This window comes from Brevundimonas fluminis (genome assembly GCF_003934285.1).
In the GTDB taxonomy this organism is placed as follows: Bacteria; Pseudomonadota; Alphaproteobacteria; order Caulobacterales; family Caulobacteraceae; genus Brevundimonas; species Brevundimonas fluminis.
Map to the genome: position 1 here is coordinate 13,465 of NZ_RQWJ01000007.1, position 18,040 is coordinate 31,504.

The 18,040-nt window shown below is 67.5% G+C and carries 17 protein-coding genes; 3 read left to right on the forward strand and 14 right to left on the reverse strand.

Annotation, left to right across the window (positions count from 1 at the left end; genetic code table 11):
* Positions 1–160: 160 nt before the first annotated feature.
* The 3 genes from EFJ44_RS13585 to hisH are packed head-to-tail and all read left to right on the forward strand — an operon-like array spanning position 161 to position 2,891.
* Positions 161–1,462 carry an N-acetyl sugar amidotransferase gene (locus EFJ44_RS13585; RefSeq protein WP_125257775.1) on the forward strand — a complete coding sequence of 434 codons (1,302 nt, stop codon included), beginning with the start codon at positions 161–163 and terminating at the stop codon, positions 1,460–1,462.
* Positions 1,463–1,476: 14 nt separating this feature from the next.
* Positions 1,477–2,256 carry an imidazole glycerol phosphate synthase subunit HisF gene (hisF, locus tag EFJ44_RS13590; protein ID WP_125257776.1) on the forward strand — a complete coding sequence of 260 codons (780 nt, stop codon included), beginning with the start codon at positions 1,477–1,479 and terminating at the stop codon, positions 2,254–2,256.
* Positions 2,253–2,891, forward strand: coding sequence for an imidazole glycerol phosphate synthase subunit HisH (hisH, locus tag EFJ44_RS13595; protein WP_125257777.1), 639 nt, complete (start codon positions 2,253–2,255; stop codon positions 2,889–2,891). Before hisF ends, hisH begins: the two co-directional genes overlap by 4 nt.
* 24 nt (positions 2,892–2,915) lie before the next feature.
* On the opposite strand, the gene EFJ44_RS13600 is transcribed toward hisH, so the two are convergent.
* The 14 genes from EFJ44_RS13600 to EFJ44_RS13665 all read right to left on the reverse strand — a co-directional run bounded on the left by EFJ44_RS13600 (position 2,916) and on the right by EFJ44_RS13665 (position 18,031).
* On the reverse strand, positions 2,916–4,325 hold the full coding sequence (locus EFJ44_RS13600; protein ID WP_125257778.1) for a glycosyltransferase family 28 protein: 1,410 nt from the start codon (positions 4,323–4,325) through the stop codon (positions 2,916–2,918).
* An 8-nt stretch (positions 4,326–4,333) separates the two neighbouring features.
* Positions 4,334–5,278, reverse strand: a complete 945-nt coding sequence (locus tag EFJ44_RS13605) for a Gfo/Idh/MocA family protein (RefSeq protein ID WP_164511929.1) — start codon at positions 5,276–5,278, stop codon at positions 4,334–4,336.
* A 14-nt stretch (positions 5,279–5,292) separates the two neighbouring features.
* Positions 5,293–6,342 carry a Gfo/Idh/MocA family protein gene (locus EFJ44_RS13610; protein WP_164511930.1) on the reverse strand — a complete coding sequence of 350 codons (1,050 nt, stop codon included), beginning with the start codon at positions 6,340–6,342 and terminating at the stop codon, positions 5,293–5,295.
* Complete coding sequence (locus EFJ44_RS13615) at positions 6,339–7,664, reverse strand: lipopolysaccharide biosynthesis protein (protein WP_125257781.1); 1,326 nt, start codon at positions 7,662–7,664, stop codon at positions 6,339–6,341. Before EFJ44_RS13615 ends, EFJ44_RS13610 begins: the two co-directional genes overlap by 4 nt.
* Positions 7,661–8,362, reverse strand: coding sequence for an acylneuraminate cytidylyltransferase family protein (locus tag EFJ44_RS13620; RefSeq protein ID WP_125257782.1), 702 nt, complete (start codon positions 8,360–8,362; stop codon positions 7,661–7,663). Before EFJ44_RS13620 ends, EFJ44_RS13615 begins: the two co-directional genes overlap by 4 nt.
* Entirely contained in the window at positions 8,359–9,408 is a 1,050-nt protein-coding gene (locus EFJ44_RS13625; protein ID WP_125257783.1) for a nucleotidyltransferase family protein, read from the reverse strand. Before EFJ44_RS13625 ends, EFJ44_RS13620 begins: the two co-directional genes overlap by 4 nt.
* Position 9,409: 1 nt before the next feature.
* The gene (locus EFJ44_RS13630) at positions 9,410–10,054 is read right to left on the reverse strand and encodes a NeuD/PglB/VioB family sugar acetyltransferase (RefSeq protein ID WP_164511931.1); all 645 of its coding nucleotides are present in this window, start codon (positions 10,052–10,054) and stop codon (positions 9,410–9,412) included.
* The gene (gene neuB / locus EFJ44_RS13635) at positions 10,051–11,127 is read right to left on the reverse strand and encodes an N-acetylneuraminate synthase (RefSeq protein WP_125257785.1); all 1,077 of its coding nucleotides are present in this window, start codon (positions 11,125–11,127) and stop codon (positions 10,051–10,053) included. Before neuB ends, EFJ44_RS13630 begins: the two co-directional genes overlap by 4 nt.
* Complete coding sequence (neuC, locus tag EFJ44_RS13640; RefSeq protein ID WP_206426926.1) at positions 11,120–12,283, reverse strand: UDP-N-acetylglucosamine 2-epimerase; 1,164 nt, start codon at positions 12,281–12,283, stop codon at positions 11,120–11,122. The genes neuB and neuC overlap by 8 nt, the downstream gene beginning before the upstream one ends.
* A complete protein-coding gene (locus tag EFJ44_RS13645; RefSeq protein WP_125257786.1) occupies positions 12,280–13,479 on the reverse strand; it encodes a LegC family aminotransferase in 1,200 nt (399 codons plus the stop codon). Before EFJ44_RS13645 ends, neuC begins: the two co-directional genes overlap by 4 nt.
* A 2-nt stretch (positions 13,480–13,481) precedes the next feature.
* The gene (locus EFJ44_RS13650; protein ID WP_277596110.1) at positions 13,482–14,513 is read right to left on the reverse strand and encodes an NAD-dependent 4,6-dehydratase LegB; all 1,032 of its coding nucleotides are present in this window, start codon (positions 14,511–14,513) and stop codon (positions 13,482–13,484) included.
* Positions 14,510–15,151, reverse strand: coding sequence for an acyltransferase (locus EFJ44_RS13655; protein WP_125257787.1), 642 nt, complete (start codon positions 15,149–15,151; stop codon positions 14,510–14,512). The genes EFJ44_RS13650 and EFJ44_RS13655 overlap by 4 nt, the downstream gene beginning before the upstream one ends.
* Before the next feature lie 22 nt (positions 15,152–15,173).
* Positions 15,174–16,487, reverse strand: a complete 1,314-nt coding sequence (locus EFJ44_RS13660; RefSeq protein WP_125257788.1) for a nucleotide sugar dehydrogenase — start codon at positions 16,485–16,487, stop codon at positions 15,174–15,176.
* A 113-nt stretch (positions 16,488–16,600) separates the two neighbouring features.
* Positions 16,601–18,031: a sugar transferase gene (locus tag EFJ44_RS13665; protein ID WP_125257789.1), complete on the reverse strand. Its 1,431-nt coding sequence runs from the start codon at positions 18,029–18,031 to the stop codon at positions 16,601–16,603.
* Positions 18,032–18,040 lie beyond the last annotated feature (9 nt).

The window sequence follows — 18,040 nt, forward strand, 5'->3', positions numbered from 1 at the left end:
TGCCCAGCGGGGCTCTACGACGGGCGGATGGCCTTCGCAAGCAAGGTGGCTTCGAAAGCCCAATCCGCCTTAGATTCCGGTTTGCGCAGAACGCGCTGTCGCCTTATAGCCGTCCGGGGCCGGCAAACGCCGCCCGAACTTTTGCAGAGCGGGGAAGGCTGTGACTGAGTTTAATCTCGGATCGGATCAACTTGAAGTCAAGTACGGCCTGCCGCGTGAGGTCAAGTTCTGCCGCCGGTGCGTCATCTCGAACCAGCGTCCAAACTCCGCGGTCGAGTACTCACACACCGCCGCGTCGAAAAAGTCGACCATCGCCTTCGACGAGAACGGGGTCTGCGACGCCTGCCGCGTCGCCGAGCGCAAGGCGACCACCATCGACTGGGCCGAGCGCGACGCCGAGCTGCGCGAACTGTGCGACAGGCACCGCCGCACCGACGGCCGCTATGACTGCGTCGTGCCCGGATCGGGCGGCAAGGACAGCTTCTACGCCTCGCACATCTTGCGCACCAAATACGGCATGCACCCTCTGACCGTCACCTGGGCGCCGCACATCTACACGCCGTGGGGTTGGCGCAATTTCCAGTCGTGGATCCACGCCGGGTTCGACAATTTCCTGTGCACCCCCAACGGCCGCACGCACCGCCTCCTGACCCGTCTGGCGGTCGAGCGTCTGTTCCACCCCTTCCAGGCCTTCATGTTCGGCCAGAAGTCCCTGGCCCCCAAAATGGCCATCCTCCATGACATCCCGCTGGTGTTCTACGGCGAGAACGAAGCCGAGTACGGCAACCCGATCGAGGACACCCATAGCGCGCGCCGGGACTGGCAGTACTTCACCGCTCAGAACAAGGACGAAGTCTATTTGGGCGGCGCCTCGCTGAGGGAGCTGACAGAGACCTATGGCGTCGAGGAGTATGAGCTGAACCCCTACCTGCCCGCCGATCCCGACCAGATCGAGAAGAAGAAGGTCGAGGTCCACTATCTGGGCTACTATCTGAAGTGGCATCCCCAGAGCGCCTACTACTACTCGGTCGAGCACGGCGGCTTCGAGGCGTCGCCCGAGCGCACGCCGGGCACCTACAGCAAATACAACTCGATCGACGACCGGATCGACGACTTCCACTACTATACAACGCGGGTGAAGTTCGGCATCGGCCGGGCCACCTATGACGCGTCCCAAGAAATCCGTTCCGGCGACATCACCCGCGAAGAGGGCGTCGCCTTGGTCAAGCGGTTCGACAGCGAGTTCCCCGAGCGCTTCGCCGAGGAAATCTTCCGCTATCTGAGCGTTCCGGAGAACGAATATCCAGTCGCCCACGGCGCGTTCGAGCAGCCCATCATGGATCGTGAGTTCTTCATGGAACTGGCCGACCGGTTCCGCTCGCCCCACCTGTGGACCAAGGTCGGAAACGAGTGGCAACTGCGCCACAACGTGTTCGACGAAGCGCCCCAGCCGGTGGCCTGACGGCGGGCCGACGCTTGAGAAACATCCGCCTGATCGCGCGCCTCGACATCAAGGCGCCCAACCTCATCAAGGGCGTGCGGCTGGAGGGCCTGCGCGTGATGGGCGATCCCAAGACGTTCGCCCTCCGCTACTATGAACAGGGCATCGACGAGATCATCTATATGGATATCGTCGCCAGCCTGTACGGCCGCAACAGCCTGGGCGACCTGTTGAGCCGTACGGCCTCGGACGTGTTCGTGCCGATCACGGTCGGCGGCGGCATCCGCAGCTGCGAGGATGTGCGGGCCCTGCTGCGGGCCGGGGCCGACAAGGTGGCCATCAACACCGCCGCGGTGAACCGGCCCGAGCTGATCACCGAGGTGGCGGAGCGGTTCGGGTCCCAATGCATGGTCCTGGGCGTGGAGGCCAAGCGCACCGACGCCGGCGGCTGGGAGGCCTATACCGACAACGGCCGCGAGCGGACCGGGCTGGACGTGATCGACTGGGTGCGGCGCGGGGCCGAGCTGGGCGCGGGCGAGGTGCTGCTGACCTCGGTGGACCAGGAAGGCACCCGGCGCGGGTTTGACGTCGATCTGTTGAACGCCGTGTCGGAGGTGACCGCGGTGCCGATCATCGCCAGCGGAGGCATGGGCGCGATCGAGCACATGGTGGAGGCCCTGAACGGCAGCGCGGTCGACGCGATCGCCATGGCCGACGTGCTGCACTACGACCGCCTGGATCTGGCAGAGGTGCGCCAGGCCGCCGCCGACGCCGGCTATCAAGTGCGCCGCGACGTGGGCGAGGTTTCGGCATGAACGTGCACATCGTCGACTATGGCGTCGGCAATCTTCACAGCATGGTGCGGGCGGTGGAGGCCAGCGGCGGATCGCCGGTCCTGGTCACCGACGCCGATGCGGTGCTCCAGGCCGAGAAGCTGATCCTGCCCGGTGTGGGGGCCTTCGAACCCTGCGCCCGTCAGCTCAGGGCCTCGGGCATGTGGGACGCTGTCAAGGCCTATGCCCAGACCGGCCGCCCCTTCGTCGGCGTCTGCGTCGGCATGCAGTTGCTGTTCGACGAGAGCCTGGAGTTTGGGCGCCATGAGGGTCTGGGGCTGATCGGCGGCCAAGTGGCCCAGATCCCGTCCGAAGATGCCGCCGGTGCCCGCAAAGTGCCGCACATCGGCTGGCGGCCGCTTGCCAGGGCCGCCCAGGTGAAAGACTGGTCGGGCACCCTGCTGGAGGGCCTGACGCCGGACCGGTCGTCGGCCTATTTCGTGCACTCTTACAGCTGCGTGGCGGCCGACGATGCCGACCGCCTGTGCGACGTCGACTATCTGGGGTTCAGGGTCAGCGCCGCGGTGCGACGCGGCAATGTGTCGGGCTTCCAGTTCCATCCGGAAAAGAGCGGTCCGGTGGGCCTGACCATCATGCGCAACCTGGTCCGGGCCTGACCAAGGACGGACGGTCGGCGGGCCTCACCGCCCGCCGAACGCCGCGATCAGGGCACGCATGTTGTCCAGGAAGCCCGGCTGGGAATAGGCCGTCCGGTCCGACTGCGACGGCGGCGCGGGCGGCGAAGTCCAGACCTGGGCCGGGTCGGTCGCCAGCACCAGGCTGCGGCCGTCGATCGCGTCCAGCATGATCTCGTGTCCGCTCAGGGGCACGACCACGGACGGCACGCCGATCGCCAGCGCGTCGAAATGACAGGCTGAGGCGATGCTGAGATGCAGGTCCGCCTGGGAGAGCAGCTGGAACACGTTCGGGGCGGCGGCGCCCGGGACGACCTCCACGCGATCGTCGGCCTCCAAGGCGTCGAAGGCCGTCGCGCCGAGGTCGTAGACGGGATGCAGCTTTATCCGCAGCCGCCAATCCAGGCCCTGCGGGGCGGCGGCGACCATGTCCGACAGCCATTGAGCCAAGCTCTCGACGTCCAGGCCTTGGCTGGTCACCACTAGGGTGTGGGGCCGATCGGCCCCGCCGGCGTCGGCGGCCCTGGCGTCCAGCGCTTGGTCGATCAGTTCATTGCCCATCAGCCGCGCCGCCGCCGCGTGCCGGGTTCCGGCGAGCGCATTGACCCAGTGAGCCCCGCGAGAGGCCAAGGCGTCGGGGATCAGCAGTTCACGGTCGGTCCCTTCGGCGTCGGTCGGCACCGCGTCGGGGTGCTTGGCGTCGAAGATGCCGTGTTGCAGTTCGATGAAGGGGATCCCGGCCTTGGCGCAGGCGATCATCAGCCCATAGTCGCCGGTGTCGGAGCCCAGAACGACCCGCGGCCGCAGGCGCGCAAGCAGCAGGCCATAAAGACGTCCCTGCCAATAGGCCGTCGAGATGCGCTCCAGCAGAGCGGCGACAGGAATGTGCACGTCCACTTCGCGCGCCAGCTCTGCCGAGACCGTGCGGGCGAAAACGGCGGCGGGCGCGGGAGCTGGCTTCAGCTTGCTCAGCACCTTGCCCCAGAAGGTGAAGACCACCGCGTCCAGATGGGCCGGATGCCTGGCGCGTCGGGCCTGGTCGTCGTACTGGGCGCTGTTGACCTCCTCCAGCTTGAAATGCCGGTACTCGCCCAAGAAGCCGTCGAAATAGACGTCGCGCGCGCCCGCCGGGGTCTCCATCCTCAGCGCGGATCGGGCGGTCTTGACCAGGACGTCGACGCGGCGGCCCCGCAGCAGATGGCCCGCCAGGCGCAGGCTGCCGACCAGGGCTGCCCGAACCCGCGACGCTTGGGACCGGGCGGGCGAGACCAGAGGCAGGGCGGCGGCCGAATAGTAGGCGAAGTTGCGCATGACCCGCCACGCCGACCAGCCGTCGACGCGGACGGCGAAGAGGCGGCATCGCGTCTCCAGCGTCTTGAAGGCGGCCAGACGCTGGTTTCGATCGAAACGCGACATCGCCGGACTCAGGCCAGGCCGTAGATCTTGGCCACGACCTCCATCGACTTCGTGGCGTCTTCCAGAGTCGCCAGGCGCGGCGTCTCGCCGTTCAGGGACCGGATCAACTCTTGGGCCTGGACGCGCAGGCCGGGCTTGAAGTCCGCGTCGTTCGTACCGAGCTCGACCGGCGCGGCGCGGCGCTCGCCGCGGCGCTGGACCGTCAGCGATTCCAACGGACGCATCTCCAGGCGGACCGAGGCGTTGGTCACCGCCACCGCCCAGGGTCCCGGGCCGTCCCACACCGCCTGATAGAGGCCCGCGTCGCCGGAATCATAGCGCAAGGTGGCGCACACCATGCCCGGCCGCGCGGCGTCCCACGGCAGGGTCACGTCGACGCCGACCAGCTCGCCGCGACAGAAGATGGCGAAATAGTCCACCAGATGGATGGAGTTGGCGTACATCCAGTTCAGCACGACCGGCTCGGGCTGGCCGATCGAGCGGGCGACGTTCATGTCCTGCTGGTCCAGCACGCTGACCAGGCGCGGGCCTTGGTCCTGGGTCAGTTCGTGCAGCGACGCCAGAGTCGAGCCGTGGGACCTGCGGTTCAGCGCAACCCAGGCAGGGCCTTGGGCGTCACGGCTTTCCGACAGGATCCGCCGGGCCTCGGCCAAGTTCAGGCCGACTGGCTTTTCCAACAGGGCGGCCCAAGGATGTTTGAAGACCTGACGGCAGACGTCGCCCATCGACAGCTCGTTGACGGTGACGATGACGGCGTCCGCACGGGTCGCCTCGAACAGGGCACCCACCGTGTCATAGGCGGCGACCCCGTGCGCCTCGGCCAACGCCCGAGCGCGGTCGGGATTGCGGCCGCAGACGCCAACGATCTCCGCGTCCGGCAGGGCCGCGAAAGCCTTGGCGTGTTCGGCGGCCATATATCCGGCGCCGACGATGGCGATTTTCCACTTTGACATCGGTCCGTGTCCCCTCAGGCCCATTTGAAGATTTCATCGCGCGGCAGGTCGCCGGCGGTCAGCGACACGGCCTGGCCGCCCGCCCGATCCGAGACATGCGCGGCCACCAAGCACGACAGGGCGTGCATCCCCACTTGGGCGTCGGGGAAGTCTTGGCCGCGGAACATGGCGTTCCAGACGTCGACCGTGGGTCCGACAGAATCCGCCGGGGTGATCGCCTCGGTCGTGATGTCGGCCGGCATCCCATACCGCGTGGTCGGCAGGTCGCGATGCTCGGCCTTGCGGACGCCGACGCGCATGACGCCATTCAGCTCGTCCACCACGATCTGGCCGTTGCGGCAGGTGTAGATGACCTGCATGCCCCAGCCGGCCCGCGCCGACAGGTCCATGAACATGGTCGTGCCGGCGGCGCTGCGGGCCAGGATGCGGCCGGACCGATCGTCGAACTGGGGCCCGCGCGGATTGGCCAGGCGGTCCGGCTCCAGCCAAGCCTGGACGGTGTCGACCGGCTGGCCGACGATGTAGCGGAACATCTCGAAATAGTGGCTGGCGTTCATGGCCAAGCCGAAATTCGAGGCGGCCACGATGATGGTCACCAATGGACCCATGGCCTCGCCGTCCAGCAAGGCCTTGACCTTGGTGTACTGCTCCATGAACCGCATCTGGTGATTGATGCCCAAGACGCTGCCGCTGGCCTGGGTCGCCGCTATCATGGCGTCGCCCTCGGCGAGGGAGGCGCCCATCGGCTTTTCGCAGAGGATATAGGGGATGCCCGCCTTGGCCGCCGTCAGCACCAGATTGCAATGGCTAGGCGCGGTAGTGGCGATCACGACCGCGTCCGGCTTGACCGCCTCCAGCATGGCCGCCGCATCGGTGAAACAGCCGGAGGCGGGAACCGAGAAGCGCTCGGCCACGGGCGGCAGCGCGGCCTCGGCCACGTCCATCAGGCCGACGATCTTCATGCCGACCCGCTCGGCGGCCTCGGCATGACGCACGCCCATGCGCCCAAGTCCGATCACCGCGACGGTCGCGCCGACGGGCGAGGCGGGGTGTTTGTCAGTCATTGGATTGGGTTCCGCTGTTTGGAGAGGTGGGTCCGCAAGGGGGCGATGAGGCTGGTGGTCCAGGTCGAAAGCGCGGCCGCGGGACGCGACCAAGGCAGGTCGAAGGTGCGCATGGCCACGACCGTGCTGGCGCAGGCCAGAAAGGCCTGGGTCAGGGCATAGCCCGCCGCCGCGCCGACCAGGCCGAAGCGCGATACCAGCCACCATGTGCAAGCCGCACCCAGCACGCCGGCGCTCAGGCTGACCGAGGCCAGGAGGCCTGTCCGCGCGTGGTAGAAATAAAGGCCCGAGGTGCAGAGATAGACGCCTGTCATGGCCCCGCCGGCGGTGAACCAGGGCAGGATGCCGGTGGCCTGGCGATACTGGGGCCCCAAGACGAAGCCGCTGGCCACGACAAGGCCGAGGCCGACGATCACGGCGATGATCAAAAAGGCGGGGATCGAGCCGTAGACAGCGCCGACGGCGAACAGCCGGTCCTGGTCCGTCGCGCCCTTGAGCTTGCCATAGAGCCACGGACTGAAGGCCTTCACGAAGGCGTCACCGACCAGAGACATCAGAAGGCCCAGCTGGGCCGCCGCTCCATAAACGCCCAAGGCTGCCGCGTCGAGCCGGATCGACACGGCCCAGCGGTCGGCCGTGGACAACAGGACCGCGCCCATCGTGTGGACGACCAGGGGCGCGCCGAAGCCAATCAGGATCGTCACATGATCGCGCCGAAAGCCCAAGTTCAGCCCGCGGCCGGCGACGAACGTGGCCACGCACAAAAGCGCGGTCAGAACCCCGGCCAGGACGATGCCGCCGTTCCGGCCGGCTGCCTCCAGACTTAGCAGGAGCACCCCGACCAGGGACAGCGCGAAATTGACAGCGCTGCCGCCGAACTGGACGGCGGCGCTGATCAGGGGCCGGTTCTGGCTCTGCCACAGCACCAGCCGGGTCTGGACCAGGATGTTGGCGCCGGCGGTCAGCGCAGCGGCCGCCCCCCAATGGGGCGACAGACCGGCCCCCAAGGCCGGAGCCCAAGCTAGGATCAGGGCCACCAGCCCGGCGACGGCGGCCGTGGTCAGGGTGATCACGACCAGGGCGGCGCCCAGATAGGACGGCACCTCCTCCGCCGGCTTGCGGAACCAGATCATGCCCATGGCGCCGTGGACGTTCAGCCCGGCCGCGGTGCCGGACAGCGTGACCAGGAGGGCGAAGGCGACGACCCGGGCGAACTCGGCGGGATCCAGCACTCGCGTCAGCAGCGGCAGAAGAAGGAAGGGCAGGAAAGCCGAGGCGACGTTGGCCACGGCATAGACCGCTCCCGCGCGCGCGAAGCTCATGGGACGGGCCGGATTTCGGCCAGCAGCGCCTCCGCGCGGTCTAGGTCCGCCAAGGTGTCGATGTCCACCGACCGGTCGGCGGGCATGACATGCAGCGCCGAGCGGCCGGGATGAAACAGCGCGCGATCGGCCATCAGGGCGTCCGTGCGCACGGCATAGACCGCGCCGTTCAGCACCCAGGCGGCGGGCAGGTCTTGGCGCCGCAGGCTGGCGCCCGGCGGTGGCGCGCAATAGGCGATCAGCCGCCCGGCGTCCTCGCCGAAGATCAGCCAAGGATGATCGGTCGCCTCGGTAACCGAGACGCAGGACGGGGCGCCGGTGGCGATCAGGGTCTGCAGGGCCGCGTCGACGTCCTCGGCGCGCCGCAGGGGGGACGTGGGCTGCAGAAGGACGACCAGGTCGTGGGCCCCGACGCGTTCGACCGCGTCCACCACCACCTCGACCGATCCCGCCTCGTCCGTCGCCAGTTCGGCGGCACGGACGAACGGCACCTCGCACCCCGCCTCCTGCGCCACGGCGATGATGCCGGCGTCGTCGGACGACAGCACTGTGCGGTCGACGTAGCGCGAGCCTTGGGCGGCCCGGATGGTCCATTCGATCAGGGGGCGACCGCCGACGGGACGGACGTTCTTGCCCGGAACGCCCTTGGAGCCGCCGCGCGCAGGGATCACCGCCAGAACCGAGAGCCCACCGATCACCCGAACACCGCCTTGAACTCGGCGTTGGCGCGTTCGAAGTCTGGCAGGCGGCCGATGTCCATCCAATAGGCCTCGGCCCGATGGGTGCGGACCTTCATCCCCGCTTCCAGCATGCGCTCCAGAAGGGTCGGCAGGTCGAAGAAAGTGTCGCGCGGTACCAGCGACAGGGCTTCCGGCGCGATGATGTAGACGCCGGCGTTGATCAGGAACCGCTGGGTCGGCTTTTCCTGCAAGGCGGTGACCCCGTCGGCTCCGGCGCTGACGACGCCGAAAGGCACCTGGATTTCATAATCGCGGACCAGGACCGTGGCTTGGGCGTCGGCGGCCAGATGGGCGTCGAGCACCGCGCCGTAGTCCTCCTTGGACAGAACGTCGCCGTTGGAGACCACGATCGGCCCGGTCGGCATCTGCGGCAGCAGGCTGAGAGCGCCGCCGGTGCCCAACCGGGTCGTCTCGCGCAGATAGCGGATGTCCAGCCCCATGTGCGAGCCGTCGCCGAAATGATCCTCGATCTGCTCGGCCTTGTAGTTGACCGACAGCCAGAAGCGCCGGAACCCCTGACCGGCGTAGTTCAGGATGATGGTCTCCAGGATCGGGCGCGAGCCGACCTTCAGCATGGGCTTGGGAGTGTCGCGGGTCAGCTCGGACAGGCGCTGGCCCAGGCCCCCGGCCATGATCACGACCTCATGGGGCCGCTCCGGGGCGCGCAGCAGGCCGTCCAGCGTGACCAGGCCCACCGCCCGGCCCGCCTCGTCGACGATCGGCAGCTGGTGCAGGCCTTGGTCGCGCAGCATCTCCAGCATGGCGGTGCGGCTCTGACCCTGGCGCGCAACCCTCGGGTTGCGGTTCAGCACGGTGTGGGCCTGGGCGTGCAGGTCCGCGCCCGCGATCAGGGCTCGGCGCACGTCGCCGTCGCTGACCGTGCCCAGCAGGCGTCCGTCGCCGTCGACGACGAGGGAGATTCCCGTGCCGGTGCCGTCGATCGCCCGGAGGGTCTCGCGCAGATCGGCGTCGGGGGGAATCAGAGCCTTGCGCCAGTCGTCCATTCTATCCCCGCACCTTGGCCGGCACGCCCATCAGGACGGCGGCGAGGTTCTGATCGGCCACCACGGCGGCGCCGGCGGCCACGACCACGCCCCGCCCCAGGATCAGCCCCTGTCGGATCACCGACCCGGCCCCGACGTGGACGTCGTCGCCGAGATCGACGTCGCCGCAGACCACCGATCCCGGCGCGCAGTGCACGAAGCCGCCCAGGCGGCAGTCGTGCTCGATCACCGCGCGCGTGTTGATCACCGAGCCGGCGCCGATGCGCGCGCCCGGTTGGATCACCGCGCCGGCCAGCACCTGGACGTCGGCGGCCAGGTCGGCGCGGGGCGAGACGTGGGCGGTCGGGTGGCGCACGCCGACGAAGCGACGGCCTCGGGCCTGAAGCCGTTCCTGCACCCGACGACGCAGCGGCGGGCCACCTTCCAGCCCGACCCCGCCCAGACCGTTGACCAGGTCGCAGTCCAACAGATCGGGCTCGTCCAGCACCGCGTCGCCGCCCAGGACAGGACGGCCGTAGACGGGCGATCCGTGCAGGGACACGTCGGGATCCACGAAGCCGCGCACCTCGACTCCCTGGCACATCAGGGCATCGGCCACGACGCGGGCGTGGCCCCCGGCGCCCACGATCACTACCGGGCCCGTCACGGCAACACCGGGTCGTCGGGGCCATAGTCGCGGGCCGCGACCCGGCCGATCACCTCCCAAGCGCGCATGGGTGACAGGCCGTCGGCCGGGCGCTTGGCGGTCAGGTCGTCGGCCGAGATCGTCACACCCGCCGCGATGGGACGGGCCGCGACGAGACTGCGGCGGGCGATGCGGCGGTTGGGAACCTCGACCGGGTCGGGCCCCTTGCGCGGCGAGCCCAAGGCGGCCTCGACCGTGCGGACGTCGGCGATCATGGTGGCCAGTTCGGCGGGCTCCAGCGAGGCGGCGTGGTCAGGCCCGGGCAGGGTGCGGTCCAAGGTGAAATGCTTCTCGATCACCGTGGCCCCGCGAGCGACGGCGGCGACCGACACGGCCGTGCCCGAGGTGTGGTCGGAGTATCCGACGCGAAGGCCGAAAGCTTGGGCCATGGCGTCCATGGCGCGCAGGTTCACCGCCTTTGGAGGGGCCGGATATTGGGTCGTGCAATGCAGAAGGGTGACCGCCCGCTCCAATGCGGCCTGACCCTCGGCGCTGAACCGGGCGGCTTCCAGCGCCGTCCGGTCGGGCGGATCGCCGTCCCGCGTCAGTCCGAAGGCGATCACCGACAGGGCCTCGTCCACCTCGGCCAGGGTGGCCATGCCGGTCGAGACGATCAGGGGCCGGCCCAGACGCGCGGCCGCCAGCAGCATGGGGCCATAGGTCAGGTCGCCCGACGGAATCTTGACCGCCGGCATGTCCAGCCCGGCCAAGAACCGCAGGCTGGGCATGTCGAAGGCGGTGGACATGAAGCGGATGCCGCAGTCACGGCAGTGATCGACCAGGGCCCGCGTGTCGTCCAGCGACAGTTCCAGCCCCTTGAGCATGGCCAGCTGATCGCCGGCCTCGCCGGTGTTCGTCACCTGATAGGCGGCCTTCTCGGCGCGGCGGGTGACCAAAAGCTCGGCCTTGAAGCTCTGGAACTTGACCACGTCGGCGCCGGCGTCGGCGGCCGCGCCGACCAGCCGGCGCGCCAGGTCCAGCGAGCCGTTGTGGTTCACCCCCGCTTCGGCGATGACGAACACCGGCTCAGACATGGGACGCCTCGTGGAACGTCTTGCGCAGAAGGGCGGACCCGCGCGGCGCGGCCTTAAGTGCCGCCACGATCCGCCCGGCGGAGCGGCCGTCGCCATAGGGGTTGACCGTCCCGGTCGCGTCCGTCCTCAGCGCCCGGTCGATCGCGGCGGCGATGGAGTCGGCTCGGGCGGGGGTGCGGATGACCGAGGTCGCGACCAGCCGGCCGGCCTGGCGGTCGCCGACGTCGACCGTCGGCACGCCCAGGGACGGGGCCTCATAGAGGCCGCTGGAAGAATTGCCGACCACCGCGTCGACTTGGGCCATCAGGGATAGGTAGCGCACCTGGCCGAGGGAGGTGTGCAGGCGCACCTGCGGCCGGCCGACCGCCCAAGCGTCCAAGGCGGTGTTTACGGCGTGGTTGCCGGGGTCGGCGTTGGGCCGGGTGATCCAGATCATCACGTCGTCCGCCAGCCGGCTCAAGGCGTCCAGGAGCTGGGTCAGTTCGCCCCCGCCGCGGTCGGCCTCCAGCGTCACCGGATGGAAGGTGACCAGGATGTTGCGCGGTCCCAGCGGCGCACCCAACGCGGCCTCCAGCTCCTCTCCAGTTAGCAGCTCGGAGCGCAAAAGGTGGTCCAGGCCGGGGCTGCCGACGACGAGAATCCGTGCCGGATCCTCGCCCATCTGACGCACGCGGGCGGCCGACTGGGCGTTGGTGGTCAGGTGCAGGTGCGCCATCTTGGTCAGGGCGTGACGGATGGCCTCGTCGAAGGCGCCTTCGGTCACGTCGCCGCCGGCGATGTGGGCGATCGGCACATTGTGGACCAAGGCCGCTTGGGCCGCCGCCAAGATTTCGAACCTGTCGCCCAGCATCAGCATGACGTCAGGGCGCAGGTCGACCAGCGCTCGCGAAACGCCTTCCACGCCGCGACCCATGGCGCGCGCCACGTCGACGGGCGCGTCGCCGTCCAGCCCCAAGGGCACGCGGGCGTCGACGGTGAATCCATCCGCCTCGATCCGATCGACGGTCATGCCGAATCGAGGTTCCAGATGCATGCCCGTGGCGATCACCTGAAGCGTCACGTCCGGATCGGCGCGCAGGTCATGCATGACCCATTGCAGCAAGCCGTATTCGGCGCGGCTGCCCGTCACCACGCAGACTGTCAGGGGCGAGGTCACGCGTCGACCAGCTTGGGGCTGGATGGCAGGTTGATGACGGTGGCTTCCAGCCGCTCGGCCACCACAAGGTCGGCGCGAGGGCAGTCGGCGTACATCGGCAGTCGGTGCATCAGGGTCCAGATTGGTCGCGACATGTAGCCGGCGTCGTTCAGCCGTTCCAACACGCGGTCGCGACTCTCCAAATCGGCGTCGTCCAGCACGATGGCGTTGAGCCAATAGTTGCTGTGCGTGCCCTCGGGCTCGGCCAGGAAGCGCACGCCCTGGACCTCCTTGAAGGCGGCGGCGTAGCGCGCGGCCAGGTCGCGCTTGCGCCGGATCATGTCGTCCAGCCGCTCCAGCTGGGCGCAGCCCAAAGCCGCGTTCAGATTGGGCATGCGGTAGTTGTAACCGATTTGGTCGTGGATGAAGCTCCAGCGGTGGGGCACGCGCGCGGTGGTGGTCAGGTGCTTGGCCCGCCGGCCCAGTTCGGCGTCGTTGGTCAGGATCGCCCCGCCGCCGCCGGTGGTGACCACCTTGTTGCCGTTGAAGCTGAGCGCCGCCACCCGCCCCCGCCCGCCGGTGTGCGCGCCCTTGTACAACGAACCCAGCGATTCCGCGGCGTCCTCCACTAGCGCCAGGTTCCAGCGCACGGTCACCGCCTCGATCGCGTCCAGGTCGCAGGGGTGGCCGAAGGCGTGCATCACCACCAGGGCTCGGATCGGCGCGCCGGTCGCGCGATTGTGGCAGACCCCTTCGCGCAGCTCGGCGACCGCCTGCAGGTGCGCCTCAAGCCGCCCGGCGTCGACGCCCAGGGAAACTGGCTCGGAGTCCACGAAATGGGGCCGGGCGCCGGCATATGACACGGCGTTGGCGGTGGCGATGAATGTGAGGTCGGGTATCAGCACCTCGTCGCCCGGTTTGACCCCGACCAGATCCAGGCAGATGTGCAGAGCCGCGGTGCCATTGGCCACCGCGACCGCCCGCTCGACCCCGGCGATGCGCGCCAGATCGGCCTCGATGCGATCGACGTAGCCCCCCACCGAGGACACCCAACCGGTGTCCAGACAGTCCTTGACATAGTCCCACTCGCGCCCGCGGAACTCCGGCTCATGCAGGGGCATGACGCCGTCAGTCGGGCCCAGCACCTCGCGGACCGCCGCCAGGATGCGGTCGGCGAGAGCGGAGGTCTGGACGGCGGCGGCGCTGGACTGGGTCATGGTCAGATGTTGTAGACGTCCGCCTTGAAGCGGGCGAGGTTGCGGGGGTCGCTGAACCAGTCGATCGTCTGGCTCAGACCTCGGCGCAAGCCCTCTACGCCCGGGAACTCGGGCCGCCAGCCGGTCAGTTCGGTGACCCGGGCGTTGGAGCCCCACAGACGCTCGACCTCGCTGCCGGCGGGCCGCATACGCTGCTCGTCGGTGACGAACTCGACCTCGCGGCCCATCAGCTCGGCGATCAGGCGTGCGGTGTCGCCGATCGAGATCTCGTAGTCGCTGGCGACATTGACTACCTGGCCTAGGGCGGCGTCGCATTCTGCGACGGCGACGAATCCGCGCACTGTGTCGTGCACATAGTTGAAGTCGCGCGTCGGATGGATGGCGCCGAGCTTGATGGAGGTCGCGCCCGCAGCGATCTGGGTGATGATGGTCGGGATCACCGCGCGGGCCGATTGGCGCGGGCCATAGGTGTTGAACGGGCGGATTACCGATACCGGCGTTTCGAACGAGGCATGATAGCTGAGCGCCATCTGGTCGGCACCGATCTTGGATGCCGAATAGGGCGATTGGCCCTGAAGCGGATGGCCCTCGGTGATCGGCACGAAGCGTGCGGTGCCGTAGACCTCGCTGGTGGATGTGTGGACCACCCGTTCGACGCCCAGATCCCGCGCCGCCTGGACGACGTTCAGCGTCCCCTTGACGTTGGTGTCCACATAGGTGTCGGGCGAGTGATAGCTGTACGGAATGGCGATCAGGGCGGCCAGGTGCAGGACGACGTCGCATCCGCGCATGGCCGCGCGCACGCCGTGCGGATCGCGGACGTCGCCTGCGAAGACGTCAAGCGCGCCCTTCACGTCCGGCGAGACTTGATCCAGCCAGCCCCAGCTGTTGAAGCTGTTGTAGTAGACGAAGGCCCGCACGTCGCAGCCTTGGGCGACCAAGTGCTCGGCCAGGTGTGACCCGATGAAGCCGTCGGCCCCCGTGAGCAGGATTTTCTTGCCCTTGATGTTCATGTCGTCTCGTTGGTTCCTCACGCGCGCGCGGTGACGCGTTGCAGTTCGCGGCCCGGCACATAGGCCAGGATGTCTTCTGGGCCGGGGATGCGCGTCAGCTGATCGTCCGCCAGCACGTAACGATCCTCTGTGACCGGACAGACCCACTCGCCGGACCCGGACAGCGGGAGCGGAATCTTGTCCCCATAGGCCGAGACCCAGCCCACCTGGCGCGCTGGCGACCCGATCAGCAGCGCCCAGTCCGGGCAATCCCGCGTCAGCGTGGCGCCGGCACCCACGAAGGCGCCGCGACCGACGGCGACGCCCGGGACGACCGTGCAATTCGCGCCCAGCGTCGCGCCCGTGCCGACCCGCGTCTTGACGAACACCTGGCGACGGCTGACCGCGGCGCGGGGGAAAGCGATGTGGGTGAACACCATAAACGGGGCGCAGAAGACGAAATCCTCAAGCTCGACGTGCGACCACACCGAAACCGAGTTGCCAAGCCGGCAGCCGTTCCCGACCACACCCGTGCGGCCGACGTAGCAGTTCTGTCCAAGGTTGTTGTTCTCGCCAATCACGGCGCCGGACTCGACGTGACAGAAATGCCAGATCGCCGTGAAGTCGCCGACGCTCGCGCCTTCATCGACGAATGCGGTCGGATGAACCTTGATCGCCATGCGTCCTCCCCGCCCCGGCCCGTCAGGCCTTAATGATGTTGTCTTCGCCGCGGCGAAAGCGCCCGCGCGCGTCGACGATCAAGGCAGCGTGACGACCGATCAAATCGTAGTCGAACCGGTCATGGTCTGTCGCCAGCAGCACGCAGTCGTATGCGGCGAGCACATCCGGCGTCAGCGTCTTGCTGTCGAGCTCGAACTTGTGCTCACGCATCTTGGGGAAGCTGGCAATATGGGGGTCGCTGTAGTCGACGTGGGCGCCGAGGTCGCGCAGCTTTTCCATCAGGATGACCGACGGGCTCTCGCGCATGTCGTCGACGTTCTTCTTGTACGCGATGCCCAGGACCAGCACCCTGCTGCCGCGCACGGACTTGAGCCGCTCGTTCAGCGCATGGGTGAGTTTGGCCACGACGTAGTCGGGCATGGCCGAGTTGACCTCGCCCGCCAGCTCAATGAAGCGGGTGTGCAGCCCGTACTCGCGCGCCTTCCAGGTCAGGTAGAAGGGGTCGATGGGGATGCAGTGGCCGCCCAGACCCGGTCCCGGCCAGTAGGGCACGAAGCCGAAAGGTTTGGTGGCCGCCGCGCCGATAACCTCGTGGATGTCGATGCCCATCCGGTCGGCGACGATCTTCATCTCATTGACGAGGCCGATGTTGACCGCTCTGTGGATGTTCTCCAGCAGCTTGGTCAGCTCCGCCGCGCGGGTGGAACTGACCGGCACGACGCGATCGATCACCTGGCCGTACAGGGCAAGGCCGACCTCGAGGCAGACGGGCGTGACGCCGCCGCAGACCTTGGGAATGGTGTTGGTGGTGAAATTCGGATTGCCCGGATCCTCGCGCTCCGGCGAGTAGACCAAAAAGGTCGTCTCTCCGACCCTCAGGCCGACGGCCTCGAGGCGAGGCAGAAGTTCCTCGTCGGTCGTGCCGGGGTAGGTGGTGCTCTCTAGGGACATCACCTGCCCCTCACGCATGTACGGCGTCAGGCTGTCCACTGTGTCCAGCACGAAGCTGAGGTCCGGCTCCCGGTACTTGTTCAGCGGCGTGGGGACGGAGAGAATGAGGGCGTCGGCCTCCGGCGTCCGCGAGAAGTCGGTCGTGGCCTGGAAACCGACCTCGCGCATCGCGGCGACATCTGACGCGGCTATATGCTCAATATAGCTCTCTCCTCGATTGAGCGAGTCGACCTTTTCCGGCGCAATATCAAGACCGAGGACGCGGTACCCCATCTGTGAGAAGCGGATGGCAAGAGGCAGGCCCACGTAGCCCAGTCCGACGATGCCTATGACGGCGGTGCGGTCGCGAAGACGACCAAGGAGTTGGGCGGCGAAGGTGCTCATGAAGTCATTGTCTGTTGAGAACTCGGGAAACGGGCATCCGGTCGGAATGTTCTGAGGCCACCAGTCGAAATGACTGGAGGCTACTGTTGTATTTTGATCAGGATGCTGGCGCGCTACCTCGCGCCAAAACCCGACGCTAGCGTCCAGATGGTTCGTATCAGTATCTGGACATCCAAGGCGAACGAGAAATTCTTAATGTAAAACAGATCAAGCTCAACCTTCGCTCTCGTTTCGGCCAAGTCCGACGCGTACCCACCGCGCACCTGTGCCCAGCCTGTAATCCCGGGGCGAACGAGGTACCGGTATGAATAGGTCGGCAGCTCCGCGCTATACGCCTCGCTCAGCAATCGCCATTCGGGCCTGGGGCCTATGATACTCATGTCGCCGGCCAGCACGTTCCAGAGCTGCGGCAGTTCGTCAATTCGATATTTCCGAAAAAGGCGGCCAGCGGGAGTAACACGATCCGCATTAGACGAGTTCGTGGCAGCGGCCGTCTCGTTGGGAAGCGCCGGCCTCATCGTCCGGAGCTTGTACATACGGAATACTCGACCGCCCAAGCCAACCCGTTCCTGAACGAACAGCACCGGGCGCCCCATGGTCACTGCAATGACGACGCATGCCGCAGCCAGGAGAGGAACCGCGACAGGAAGGGCGATCACCACCAGGGCGACGTCCATGATGCGCTTCCGGGTCCGATATGACGTCAGCCCACGGTTCTGCACATGCTGGGGGTCAAAATGCTCCAAGCACGTCCGGCCCTCAACCTCCTCGATGAATTCGGCCAGATGGCGCACGGGACGCCCCATCAGCATGGTGTTCGAAAGAACTTTCGACCAGCCGACGGGCAACAATCCCATATCGGGCGTCAGGATGAGATCGTAGTCCAGCAGGTTCGAGCGGGGCTCTTCTATCCAATCGAAGCGGCCTTCCAACCGGTCCATCAGCGGATGCCATGGACCGACGGCGGCAATGCGCGCCTTGACCCCGTCGTTCGCCAGCCACACGACAAGCGGCGCCAACACGCAGGAGACGAGCGCCGCCGTTAGCATCACCTGGTTCGAATAAGGCAGTCGCAATGCAAGGATCAGGAATGACAGAGCACCATGCACGAGCAGGACCCTTGTAAGGCCGATTGCGATTTTTCGGTCTAGGCGGCCCTGTAATCTGAATGCGCTGATCACCACGAGCGCATTTGCAGACGCTGGCAACATGATAGTGGGATGCCAAGCGACGCCAAGCATCACGCCCAAGGGCCCGCCATGGAAGGTGGCAGCATACCCGATAGGCAGTGCGACCAAGGCGAAACCCGTCAGAAGACCGATACGCCCAAAGGCGACAAGCAAGGGGATTTTCCCGCCTGCACGCGTCACAGGCAGGCGCGCGTTCGCCGCCTCGCTCAAGCGAAAGCCCCGGAAGGCGCGGCCCCATGCAGTAGCATCATGTTCTCCACGATTACGATCACGCGGACGGATAAAGGGTTCCGTCGCTCGTGTGCGCTCGGCGCGCGATATGCCGGCTCTTCCCGACAGTTTGATGATGGCCACCAGAATGCA

Bases quoted from the DNA above. Each gene is read 5' to 3' on its own strand.
- EFJ44_RS13605 (WP_164511929.1), bottom strand. From the start codon at position 5,278: ATGTCAAAGTGGAAAATCGCCATCGTCGGCGCCGGATATATGGCCGCC.
- hisH (WP_125257777.1), top strand. From the start codon at position 2,253: ATGAACGTGCACATCGTCGACTATGGCGTCGGCAATCTTCACAGCATG.
- neuB (WP_125257785.1), bottom strand. From the start codon at position 11,127: ATGTCTGAGCCGGTGTTCGTCATCGCCGAAGCGGGGGTGAACCACAAC.
- EFJ44_RS13645 (WP_125257786.1), bottom strand. From the start codon at position 13,479: ATGACCCAGTCCAGCGCCGCCGCCGTCCAGACCTCCGCTCTCGCCGAC.
- EFJ44_RS13600 (WP_125257778.1), bottom strand. From the start codon at position 4,325: ATGTCGCGTTTCGATCGAAACCAGCGTCTGGCCGCCTTCAAGACGCTG.
- EFJ44_RS13660 (WP_125257788.1), bottom strand. From the start codon at position 16,487: ATGAGCACCTTCGCCGCCCAACTCCTTGGTCGTCTTCGCGACCGCACC.
- EFJ44_RS13610 (WP_164511930.1), bottom strand. From the start codon at position 6,342: ATGACTGACAAACACCCCGCCTCGCCCGTCGGCGCGACCGTCGCGGTG.
- EFJ44_RS13615 (WP_125257781.1), bottom strand. From the start codon at position 7,664: ATGAGCTTCGCGCGCGCGGGAGCGGTCTATGCCGTGGCCAACGTCGCC.
- EFJ44_RS13625 (WP_125257783.1), bottom strand. From the start codon at position 9,408: ATGGACGACTGGCGCAAGGCTCTGATTCCCCCCGACGCCGATCTGCGC.
- EFJ44_RS13655 (WP_125257787.1), bottom strand. From the start codon at position 15,151: ATGGCGATCAAGGTTCATCCGACCGCATTCGTCGATGAAGGCGCGAGC.